Genomic DNA, 12047 nt, shown 5'->3' on the forward strand with positions numbered 1-12047 from the left:
TCGCGCAAAAAGGCTTATTTACCTAACCGGCGCAAGTGACAGGTCACTTCCTCGCGGTCGTGGTAGAGCTGTTTGCAGGCAATCGACACCTTGATCTTGCGCTCGGCAAAGCCATCCTCCAGGCGCTGCAACAAACGGCGGACTTCGGCGTAGCGCTGTTTCATCGGCAGTTTCAGGTTAACCACGGCTTCACGGCAGTGGCCTTCGCCGATCCAGGCTTCCAGTAGCGCGGCACTGCGCGCCGGTTTTTCGACGATATCGCAGACCATCCAGTCCACCGGCTGCTTGGGCTTCCAGGTAAAGCCGTCAACCATCAAATGCTGCACCAGGCCGGTATCCATCAGGCTTTCAGCCATAGGGCCGTTGTCGATCGCGGTGACCAGCATGCCACGCTTGACCAGCTGATAGGTCCAGCCGCCGGGAGCCGCACCCAGATCGACACCGGTCATCTCACCGGATAACCGCTCATCCCATTGTTCGCGGGGAATAAAGGTATGCCAGGCCTCTTCCAGCTTGAGCGTCGAACGGCTGGGCGCTTCACGGGGGAATTTCAGCCGTGGAATGCCCATGGGCCACTGCGCTGAATTGTTGATTTCAGCCATGCCGACAAACACTTCACGGCCGCTTTTAAAGGTCAGCAGCAAGCGCGGTTTGCGCTCATCCTCGACCAGCTTGCCGGCCTTAGTCAGGGCATTGCGCAGCGGCGCTTCAAACTTCTTGCAGAAATTCGACAGCTCTTTGCCGTCATTGGTGTCCAGCACTTCCAGCCACAGGCTGCCAAACACCGGGAACGTAGCCAGATGGCTGAGCAACACGCTGATGCGGTCGAGTTCCGGCAGGTCGATAAACACCCCGCGCGCCCATTGCCGCGGGAAGATCAGTTGATTGAAGCGAACCCCACGCATCAAGCGCTCGGCGCCGTCTTCCTCAGTGCAGATAAATTCCGCGCAGGCGGTACTCGGCTTGGCCTTGGCATAACCGGCCACATCCAGGCGCGCAGCATGCTCGGCGACTTCCGCACACACCTCATTCTCGAAACCGGGGCGGCAGTGCAGTAGCAGTGTATTGATTGCGGGGGTATTCATCGGGGTTCTCCTCAAGGCGCGCATCATAGCCGACTCGGGAACCCTTAGCCCCCGCGACCTGTCCAGTCTTAACCGCTGAGGCTTTGGCAAGTGCCTGTATGGAATCAGGCAAGACAGCGCCACGCCATGGCTACAGCGCCGACAAAGACCGTGCTGAACAAGCAACCGCAGATGCGCAGTGCTTGGCAGCATGCCCCGGCAGGGCTAGGGTGAGAGCTCTGCAGTTATTAATCCGGCTTGCAGCGTGGCAAGCCCAAGGAGATGCGCAATGCCTTCTTTAGACAGCTTGAACAGCCGTCGCAGCCTCGACGTTGACGGCCACAGCTACCACTACTTTAGCCTGCCCGAAGCCGCCAAGACGCTGGGCAATATCGACCAATTGCCGATGTCGCTGAAAGTGCTGCTGGAGAATTTGCTGCGCTGGGAGGACGGTAAAACCGTCACCGGCACTGACCTGCAAGCCGTGGCCGACTGGCTCAAGAGCCGCAGCTCCGAACGCGAGATCCAATACCGCCCGGCGCGGGTACTGATGCAGGACTTCACCGGCGTACCGGCCGTGGTTGATCTGGCCGCCATGCGTGACGCCATGGCCAAGGCCGGCGGCGACCCGCAGAAAATCAATCCGCTGTCTCCGGTCGACTTGGTAATCGACCACTCGGTGATGGTCGACAAGTTCGCCAGCCACTCCGCATTCGAGCAGAACGTCGCCATGGAAATGCAGCGCAATGGCGAGCGCTATGCCTTTTTGCGCTGGGGCCAGCATGCCTTCGACAACTTCAGCGTGGTGCCACCGGGCACCGGCATCTGCCACCAGGTCAACCTGGAATACCTCGGCCGTACCGTATGGACCAAAGAAGAAAACGGGCACACCTTCGCCTTCCCCGACACCCTGGTCGGCACCGACTCGCACACCACCATGATCAACGGCCTGGGCGTGCTCGGTTGGGGCGTCGGCGGCATTGAGGCAGAAGCAGCGATGCTCGGCCAACCGGTGTCGATGCTGATTCCCGAGGTGATCGGCTTCAAACTCAGCGGAAAACTCAAAGAAGGCATCACCGCCACTGACCTGGTACTGACGGTCACCCAGATGCTGCGCAGCAAAGGCGTGGTCGGCAAGTTCGTCGAATTCTACGGCGACGGCCTGGCCGAGCTGCCGCTGGCGGATCGCGCCACCATCGCCAACATGGCCCCGGAATACGGCGCGACCTGCGGCTTCTTCCCAGTTGACGCGATCACCCTCGGCTATCTGCGTCTCTCCGGTCGCCCAGAGCAAACCGTGAAACTGGTCGAGGCCTACTGCAAGGCTCAGGGTTTGTGGCGTGAACCGGGAGTTGAGCCGCTGTTCACTGACAGTCTTGAACTCGACATGAGCAGCGTAGAAGCCTGCCTGGCCGGGCCGAAGCGCCCGCAAGACCGCGTCACCCTGCCTAACGTCAAGCATGCCTTCGACGACTTTATCGCTTTGCAATTCAAGCCCGAGCCCAGCGCCGAAGCACGCTTGGTCGGCGAAGGCGGTGGCGGCGCAGCGGTGGGCAGTGCAGCGTTGGTGGGGGAAACCGACTACCAACACGAGGGGCAAACCCATCGACTGAAGAACGGCGCGGTAGTGATAGCAGCTATCACCTCCTGCACCAACACCTCTAACCCCAGCGTGATGATGGCCGCCGGCTTGCTGGCGAAGAAAGCCTTGGAGAAAGGCCTGCAGCGCAAGCCCTGGGTGAAAAGCTCGCTGGCACCCGGCTCCAAAGTGGTCACCGAATACTTCAATGCCGCCGGTCTTACGCAGTACCTGGATGCGCTGGGCTTTGACTTGGTCGGCTACGGGTGCACCACCTGCATCGGCAACTCCGGGCCCTTGCTCGAGCCGATTGAACAGGCCATTCAACAGTCCGACCTCAGCGTCGCCTCGGTGTTGTCCGGCAACCGCAACTTCGAGGGCCGGGTGCACCCGCTGGTGAAAACCAACTGGCTGGCCTCACCGCCCTTGGTGGTGGCTTATGCCCTGGCCGGTAACGTACGCATCGATATCACCCGCGAAGCCTTGGGTGAAGATAAAAACGGCCAACCGGTTTACCTCAAGGACATCTGGCCAAGCCAGGCGGAAATCGCCGAGGCGATCCTCAAGGTCGACACCGCCATGTTCCACAAGGAATACGCTGAGGTATTTGCCGGGGATGCCGAATGGCAGGCCATCGAAATCCCCCAGGCTGCGACCTACGTCTGGCAGGACGACTCGACCTATATTCAGCATCCACCGTTCTTCGAGAACATCGCCGACGCCCCGCCGCATATCGGTGATATTCATCAGGCGCGTATTCTCGCCCTGCTCGGCGACTCGGTGACCACCGACCACATCTCCCCGGCCGGCAATATCAAAGCCGACAGCCCCGCCGGCCGCTACCTGCGTGAACAGTGGGTTGAGCCGATCGACTTCAACTCCTACGGTTCACGGCGCGGTAACCATCACGTGATGATGCGCGGTACCTTCGCCAACATCCGCATCCGCAACGAAATGCTCGGCGGCGAGGAAGGCGGCAACACCCTGCACGTACCAAGCGGCGAGCAACTGTCGATCTACGACGCGGCCATGCGCTATCAGGACGCCGGCACGCCGCTAGTGGTGATCGCCGGCAAGGAGTACGGCACCGGGTCTAGCCGCGACTGGGCCGCCAAGGGCACCAACCTGCTCGGCATCAAGGCGGTGATTGCCGAGAGTTTCGAGCGCATCCACCGCTCCAACCTGGTGGGCATGGGCGTATTGCCGTTGCAGTTCAAACCCGGACAGAGCCGTACAAGCCTGCGACTCACCGGCAAGGAGACCCTGACCATCGCTGGCCTCGACGGCGTAGAGCTGCATCCGGCAATGCCCCTGACCCTGGAGATTCACCGTGAGGACCACAGCCGCGAGAGCGTCGAAGTGCTGTGCCGCATCGACACCCTCAACGAAGTTGAATACTTCAAGGCCGGCGGCATCCTCCACTACGTACTGCGCCAGTTGATCGCCGCCCCGTGACCCGCCTGCAAAGACTGGCCTAGAGGCCTAACCGCTTATGTGTAAACGATACCGCGCCTGATCAGCGCGGTATTTTCTATTCAACTTCTAGCGGCAATGGCCGATCATGTGACATCGATCAAAGGATTACCCCACCATGCGCAACAACCAGCCTATTACTCAGCGTGACCGCAGCTTCCCCGCGCAGCAGCGACTGATCTCCACCACCGACGTCAAAGGGCAGATCACCTACTGCAACGACGCCTTTGTGGCGATCAGCGGCTTCACCCGTGATGAGTTGATTCGTGCGCCGCATAACCTGGTCCGCCACCCGGATGTACCGCCAGCCGTGTTCCAGCACATGTGGGACACCCTCAAGCAGGGCAAACCGTGGATGGGCATCGTCAAAAACCGCTGCAAAAATGGTGACCACTACTGGGTCAACGCCTACGTCACGCCGGTTACCGAGAACAACCAGGTAATAGGTTTTGAATCCGTACGGGTCAAACCAACCACCGAACAGGTGCGCCGCGCCGAGGCACTCTATCAGCGCCTCAACAGCGGCCAATCAGCCATTCCGAGCAGCGATCGCTGGCTGCCGGTTCTGCAGAATTGGCTGCCGTTTATCCTGATCAGCCAAATTGCTTTCCTCATCGGTGCCTGGCTCGACACCAGCTGGGGCTTTGCCCTCGCCGCCGCTCTCTCGATACCGCTCGGCCTGGCCGGGATAAGCTGGCAGCAACGCGGCCTCAAACGCTTGTTGGGCATGGCTGAGCAGACCACCAGCGACCCGCTGATTGCCAAGATGTACACCGACAGCCGTGGAGCCGAAGGTCGCCTGGAGATGTCTCTGCTCAGCCAGGAAGCACGCCTGAAAACCTGCCTGACGCGCCTGCAGGACACCGCCGAGCAACTGACCCTGCAGGCCAAGCAAGCTGACTCGTTAGCGCACAACAGCTCCGCCGGGCTGGAGCGTCAGCGCAGCGAAACCGATCAGGTTGCCACCGCCATCAATGAAATGGCCGCCACCACCCTGGAAGTAGCGAGCAACGTGGCGCGCACCGCCATTGCCACCCAGGATGCCAACCGCTTGACCAGCGCCGGCCGCAGCATTGCCAGCGAAACCCGCCAGGCCATCCAGCGTCTGTCGCAATCGGTGGGTGATACCGGTGAAACGGTGACCCGCCTGGCCCAAGACAGCAATGAGATCGGCGGCGTGGTGGATGTGATCAAAGGCATCGCCGACCAGACCAACCTGCTTGCGCTGAACGCCGCCATCGAAGCTGCCCGCGCAGGTGAAATGGGCCGTGGTTTTGCCGTGGTCGCCGACGAAGTCCGTTCACTGGCACAACGCACTGCTGAATCAACCGGGCAGATTCACCAACTGATTGCCAAGCTGCAGCGCACCGCCGAAGAAGCCGTGACCACCATGGAAATCGGCCGTAAACAGGCAGAGGAAGGCGTTGTGCGTGTGCAACAAGCCGATGACGCCCTGGCTGGGATCAGTGACGCCGTGGCCAATATTGCCGACATGGCCGACCAGATCGCCGCTGCCGCCGAGGAGCAGAGCGCCGTGGCCGACGAGGTGAATCGCAGCATCACCACCATCGCCCAGCTCGCCGACCAGACAGCGGGCGAAGCGCATGACACCGCCCGGCTTAGCGAAGCCCTCACCGCGACTGCTCAAGGTCAGTACGCATTGGTTGAGCGCTTTAACCGCTAAAACAGCCAGCACGCATCTGCAGGCCAATAACCTGCAGATGCCTCGCCTGCCCCGCCGCTACAAATTCTCATAGCGATTCATATCCAGCACACCGGCCTCAACGGGCTCGGTGTGTTGGATATACGCCGCCATATCGTGGAAATAGCGCCAAAACTCGGGATGCGTGCGGCGAATGCCCCAGCGCTCAACCACCCGCTCGAAGGCAAACGCATCACGCGCCTGTTCCAGCGCCGCGACAAACTCCGCGACCTGCGCCACCGGAATATTGAAGATAAAGTTCGGGTAGCTGCTGAGCACCCCCGGATACACCGTCAGGCTATCCAGCGCCGGCTGGTAGCGCAGCTCTTCGCCCAACATAAAGGCCACGCTGGTGTGCGCGCGATTGCGCAGCATGCTGTACACCTCACGCTGGCCATCGGCCATTGCCACCCGCAGCAGGGTGGCCTCCGGAAGCTGATCAATCACCTTGAGTGTGCCTGCCGGCTTCGCTGCCAGGCGGCTCAAGGACTGTTCGGCGTACTGCAGTTCGGTACTCAAACCCGCGCGGTGACAATTCGCGCCGCTGCAGCGATTGATCGGGTCAGGCCGGGCATTCAAGCTGCCGTACCGCTCCAGCAAGGTCTCGACAAAACTGCGTTTGGGGTCGCTGCCGGCCAGCAGCAAGGCACTCGGGGTTTTAGTGTCGATGGCGTGGTAATCGAGCCAGACTTTCAGCTTGCCGCTGCTCTGGTACCAATCGCTCAAATAGCCTTTACGCGAGGTGGCCGGCATTAAGCGCAGAAAGTTGACCTCCGCACCGTTGCGAATCAAATCAAAGTACAGCCGCGTTTGTGCCTGATGGGACACGTTGCCGAATACATCGAAATTGACCACCAACTGGTAATAGGTGCGTTCCAGTAAGGGAAAATCCAGCCACCAAATCGTTTGCGGGACTTCACCAATCAGGCCTTTACGCACCGACGCACTGTCATGCTGGCGGAAGATCGACAGCAGCGCGTTGTCGTTACCGGCCCAGATATGCGACCAGCTTGGCGCAGGCGCGTCGGCATAGCGCCGCATGCGCAGCCCTTCGTACTCATTACGCTTATCGCGGTAGGTGCGCCACAGGCCGACGAGGTCACTGATGCTATCGAGCTGTCCAGGCATGGCCAGCAGCGCGTTCGCCTGCTCGCGGTACAGCGGGTCGGTGATGTAAAGATCGTGTTGTGGGTCCTGGAACAGCGTCCAAAAATTATCGCGAATCACATCCGTGGCAATCTGCCCACGGCACACCGGCCCGCGAATAAAGGTGCGCACGAAGTATTCGGCGTTATCCAGCATGAATTGGTAGCGTGCTTGAGCCGGGATCGCGGCAAAGGTCTCAAACGGATTGGCGCGGCGCTGCAGGCCGTAGCCAGGCACCGCATCAGCCTGCCAGTTGGTGGCGAAGAACAGCTGCTTGATGCGCGCCAGCTTCGCCGTACTCAGCCCATAGGTAATATGGGTCTTGTGCACGATCACCCCTGGCACCGGCATCAGCCGATAGTAGAACTCACTGCCAGGGTCATCATTCGGTCGCCGCGTAGCGATGATGTCCAGCGGCTGGCCACTGGGCGTGCGCGAACGCACCAGTTGAAAGAAATGACCTTGCTGGCCCTCGGCGAAATGCAGGTGAGCGAGGAACAAGTGCTCGAACAACCAGCGCGAAACCAACGCCTCGCGGGCACCCGAGGCGTTCATAAACGCCTCCCAGATAGCAATTTGCTGCGCCTCTGCCGCGGTGGTTTGTTCCGCCGGTTGATCTACCGCAGCGCCCTGCTTCAGCCAATTTTGCAGCGTCTGGTAGTCCGTCTCATTCAAACCAGTCACCGCGAACGGCATACCCGCCAACGGATTCTTACCGGCAAATTCGACGAACTCCTGCGGCAGCGGGCATTGGTTAACCCGCTTGATACTGATGTCCAGCTCGGCCGGCAGTTTTCTATTGGCGGCAAACGGTTGCTGATGGCCCAGCTCCAACATACGCGCCAGCAGCGCGGCCTGAGTGCCTTGTGACTCCAGCACCGAGGTAAAGCCTTTGCGCTGCCAAGCCTCGGGGTCATGGGCATCAACAAACAAACGCGTGGTGGCCTGCGCCTGGGTGCGTACACCGTTGTACACCGTGGCCTTGCTCGCGCCGCGCTGCACGCCTTCGCCGCTGCCCAGATTGAGCTGGCAGGCCGCGTCATAGCAGGCATGGCAAGCCACACAGTGCTGGGTAAAGATCGGTTGAATATCGCGGTTGTAATAGAGCCGTTCGGCCGCCTGTATTGAGCCGACGAACAATACACACGCGCTAAACAGTAAGCGGCAGAACATGAGAGGCGTCTCTAAAAGGGCATAGGCGGCGATTCTAGCTGTCTGCGGCAATGCAAGGCGAACCCATCAACATGAACTAAATTCATGATAAATCGCGAGCGCTGCAAAAGCGTGCAGCTTTGTTATCATCGCCGCCTTTGTTTACGTTACCCAGGTAGCTCTCCATGTCTGATCGCAACGCCCGCCTCCACGCTCTGCAGAAGGCTCTCTCTGAGCGCATCCTGATCCTCGACGGCGGCATGGGTACGATGATCCAGAGCTACAAGTTGGAGGAAGAGGACTACCGTGGCGAGCGCTTCGCCGATTGGCCACAGGATGTCAAAGGTAACAACGACCTGCTGATCCTCAGCCGTCCTGACGTGATCGGCGCCATCGAGAAGGCCTACCTCGACGCCGGCGCAGACATTCTCGAGACCAACACCTTCAACGCCACCCAAGTATCCCAAGCCGACTACGGCATGGAGAGCCTGGTGTATGAGCTGAACGTCGAAGGCGCGCGCCTGGCCCGCAGCGTGGCCGACGCCAAGACCCTGGAAACCCCGGAGCGCCCGCGCTTTGTTGCCGGCGTCTTAGGCCCGACCAGCCGCACCTGCTCGCTTTCCCCGGACGTAAATAACCCCGGCTACCGCAACGTCACCTTCGACGAGCTGGTAGAGAACTACACCGAGGCAACCCGCGGCCTGATCGAAGGCGGCGCGGACATGATTCTGATCGAAACCATCTTCGACACCCTCAACGCCAAGGCCGCTATTTTCGCCGTGCAGGGTGTGTATGAGGAGCTTGGTTTCGAACTGCCGATCATGATCTCCGGCACCATCACGGACGCATCCGGGCGCACGTTGTCCGGGCAAACCACTGAGGCGTTCTGGAACTCCATCAGCCACGCCAAGCCCATTTCGGTCGGTTTGAACTGCGCCCTTGGTGCCAAAGAGCTGCGTCCGTACCTGGAAGAGTTGGCCGCCAAGGCCAACACCCACGTATCGGCGCACCCCAACGCTGGCCTGCCAAATGCCTTCGGTGAATACGACGAAAGCCCGGAAGAAATGGCCGTGGTGGTCGAAGAGTTCGCCGCCAGCGGCTTTTTGAACATCGTCGGCGGCTGCTGCGGCACCACGCCTGCGCATATCCAGGCGATTGCCGAGGCAGTGGCCAAGTACAAGCCACGCGCCATTCCAGATATTCCCAAGGCCTGCCGCCTGTCGGGCTTGGAGCCGTTCACCATCGACCGCAACTCGCTGTTTATCAACGTCGGCGAGCGCACCAACATCACCGGTTCGGCCAAATTCGCCCGGCTGATCCGTGAAGACAACTACACCGAAGCCCTCGAAGTCGCCCTGCAGCAGGTGGAAGCCGGCGCTCAGGTGATCGACATCAACATGGACGAGGGCATGCTCGACTCGCAGAAGGCCATGGTCACCTTCTTGAACCTGATCGCTGGCGAACCGGATATCTCCCGTGTACCGATCATGATCGACTCCTCCAAGTGGGAAGTGATCGAGGCCGGCCTCAAGTGCATCCAGGGCAAGGGCATCGTCAACTCGATCTCGATGAAGGAAGGCGTCGAGCAGTTCAAGCACCACGCCAATCTGTGCAAGCGTTATGGCGCTGCCGTGGTGGTGATGGCCTTCGACGAAGCCGGCCAGGCCGATACTGCTGCGCGTAAGCGTGAGATCTGCCAGCGCAGCTACGACATTCTGGTCAATGAAGTGGGCTTTCCGCCGGAAGACATCATCTTCGACCCGAACATCTTCGCCGTGGCCACCGGTATCGAAGAGCACAACAACTACGCCGTCGATTTTATCGAGGCCTGTGCGTTTATTCGTGATCACCTGCCCTATGCGCTGACCTCGGGCGGCGTGTCCAACGTGTCGTTCTCCTTCCGTGGCAACAGCCCGGTGCGTGAAGCCATTCACTCGGTGTTCTTGTATTACGCGATCCAGAACGGCCTGACCATGGGCATCGTCAACGCCGGCCAGCTGGAAATCTACGACCAGATTCCCAAAGAGCTGCGCGATGCGGTGGAAGACGTGGTGCTTAACCGTACCCCGAACGGCACCGAAGCCTTGCTGGCCATTGCTGACAACTACAAGGGCGACGGCAGCGTCAAGGAAGTTGAAACCGAAGAGTGGCGTACCTGGGGCGTGGTCGAGCGTCTCAAGCATGCGCTGGTCAAGGGCATTACCAGCCACATCATCGAAGACACCGAAGAATGCCGTCAGCAGTGTGCCCGGCCCATCGAGGTCATTGAAGGCCCGCTGATGGCCGGCATGAACGTGGTCGGCGACCTGTTCGGCGCGGGCAAGATGTTCCTTCCGCAGGTGGTGAAATCCGCCCGGGTGATGAAGCAGGCGGTTGGCCACCTTATCCCCTTTATCGAGCTGGAAAAGGGCGACAAGCCGGAAGCCAAAGGCAAGATCCTCATGGCCACGGTCAAAGGCGACGTACACGACATCGGCAAAAACATCGTCGGCGTGGTGCTCGGCTGTAACGGTTACGACATCGTCGACCTCGGCGTGATGGTGCCTGCAGAGAAAATCCTGCAAACCGCGATTGCCGAAAAGTGCGACATCATCGGCCTGTCCGGACTGATCACCCCGTCGCTGGACGAAATGGTGCATGTCGCCCGTGAAATGCAGCGTCAGGGCTTTAGCCTGCCACTGATGATCGGCGGCGCGACCACCTCCAAAGCCCACACGGCGGTGAAGATTGAGCCCAAGTACCAGAACGACGCGGTGATCTACGTCACCGACGCCTCGCGCGCCGTTGGTGTGGCCACGCAATTGCTGTCGAAAGAGCTGAAAGCCGACTTCGTCGAGCGCACCCGTCTGGACTACATCGAAGTGCGCGAGCGCACGGCCAACCGCAGCGCCCGCACCGAGCGCCTGAGCTACGCCAAGTCGGTGGAAAACAAGCCCAAGTTCGACTGGGCCAGCTATCAGCCAAGCGTACCGAGCTTTACCGGCGTGAAAGTGCTGGAGGACATCGACCTTAATGTGCTGGTTGACTACATCGACTGGACGCCGTTCTTTATCTCCTGGGACCTGGCCGGCAAGTACCCGCGCATCCTCACCGATGAAGTGGTTGGCGAAGCCGCCACCGCGCTGTTCGCCGATGCTCAGGCGCTGCTGAAGAAGCTGATCGACGAGAAGCTGATCAGTGCCCGCGCCACATTTGGTTTCTGGCCGGCCAATCAGGTGAATGACGACGACCTGGACGTCTACGCCGACAACGGCGAAAAACTGGCCACCTTGCACCACTTGCGCCAGCAAACCATCAAGCCGGACGGCAAGCCGAACTTCTCCCTGGCCGACTTCGTCGCGCCGAAAGACAGCGGCGTGACCGACTACATCGGCGGTTTTATCACCACCGCTGGTATCGGTGCCGAGGACGTGGCCAAGGCTTACCAGGACGCTGGTGATGACTACAACTCGATCATGGTTAAAGCCCTGGCCGACCGCCTGGCCGAAGCCAGCGCCGAATGGCTGCACCAACAGGTGCGCAAAACCCATTGGGGTTACGAGCCCGACGAGGCGCTGAGCAACGACGAGCTGATCAAGGAAGCCTACAAAGGCATCCGCCCTGCCCCCGGCTACCCGGCGTGCCCGGATCACACCGAGAAAAAGGCCCTGTTTGAACTGCTCGACCCCGCGGCTGAGTTCCACAAAGCCGGCCGCAGCGGGGTGTTCCTCACCGAGCACTACGCCATGTTCCCGGCGGCTGCCGTCTCCGGCTGGTACTTCGCCCACCCGCAGGCGCAGTACTTCGCCGTCGGCAAAATCGACAAGGACCAGGTGGAAAGCTACACCACCCGCAAGAAACAGGACCTCAACGTAAGCGAGCGTTGGTTAGCGCCGAATCTGGGGTACGACAACTAAACAACTGCTGCGGATAAACACACGGCTGCGGGCGG

Annotated in this window: 5 protein-coding genes; 3 read left to right on the top strand and 2 right to left on the bottom strand. The window is 60.4% G+C overall.

Annotation, left to right across the window (positions count from 1 at the left end; genetic code table 11):
- Nucleotides 1-14: 14 nt before the first annotated feature.
- The gene (gene rlmM, locus Q0V31_RS16195; protein ID WP_298191111.1) at nucleotides 15-1070 is read right to left on the bottom strand and encodes a 23S rRNA (cytidine(2498)-2'-O)-methyltransferase RlmM; all 1056 of its coding nucleotides are present in this window, start codon (nucleotides 1068-1070) and stop codon (nucleotides 15-17) included.
- A 283-nt stretch (nucleotides 1071-1353) separates the two neighbouring features.
- Between rlmM and acnA the strand changes: the two genes are divergently transcribed.
- Nucleotides 1354-4098, top strand: coding sequence for an aconitate hydratase AcnA (acnA, locus tag Q0V31_RS16200; protein WP_298189310.1), 2745 nt, complete (start codon nucleotides 1354-1356; stop codon nucleotides 4096-4098).
- Between the two features lie 136 nt (nucleotides 4099-4234).
- On the top strand, nucleotides 4235-5800 hold the full coding sequence (locus Q0V31_RS16205) for a PAS domain-containing methyl-accepting chemotaxis protein (RefSeq protein ID WP_298189312.1): 1566 nt from the start codon (nucleotides 4235-4237) through the stop codon (nucleotides 5798-5800).
- 57 nt (nucleotides 5801-5857) lie between these two features.
- Here Q0V31_RS16205 and Q0V31_RS16210 read toward each other — a convergent pair whose 3' ends face one another.
- Nucleotides 5858-8137 (bottom strand): fatty acid cis/trans isomerase, encoded by a 2280-nt coding sequence (locus tag Q0V31_RS16210; RefSeq protein ID WP_298189314.1) that lies wholly within the window; start codon nucleotides 8135-8137, stop codon nucleotides 5858-5860.
- 164 nt (nucleotides 8138-8301) lie between these two features.
- Between Q0V31_RS16210 and metH the strand changes: the two genes are divergently transcribed.
- On the top strand, nucleotides 8302-12012 hold the full coding sequence (gene metH, locus Q0V31_RS16215) for a methionine synthase (protein ID WP_298189317.1): 3711 nt from the start codon (nucleotides 8302-8304) through the stop codon (nucleotides 12010-12012).
- The last annotated feature ends 35 nt before the right edge of the window (nucleotides 12013-12047 follow it).

It is taken from the genome of uncultured Pseudomonas sp., from assembly GCF_943846705.1.
GTDB lineage: Bacteria > Pseudomonadota > Gammaproteobacteria > Pseudomonadales > Pseudomonadaceae > Aquipseudomonas.

Excerpts from the sequence above, each read along its gene's own strand:
- Q0V31_RS16210 (WP_298189314.1), bottom strand. The coding sequence starts at position 8,137 with ATGTTCTGCCGCTTACTGTTTAGCGCGTGTGTATTGTTCGTCGGCTCA.
- acnA (WP_298189310.1), top strand. The coding sequence starts at position 1,354 with ATGCCTTCTTTAGACAGCTTGAACAGCCGTCGCAGCCTCGACGTTGAC.
- Q0V31_RS16205 (WP_298189312.1), top strand. The coding sequence starts at position 4,235 with ATGCGCAACAACCAGCCTATTACTCAGCGTGACCGCAGCTTCCCCGCG.
- metH (WP_298189317.1), top strand. The coding sequence starts at position 8,302 with ATGTCTGATCGCAACGCCCGCCTCCACGCTCTGCAGAAGGCTCTCTCT.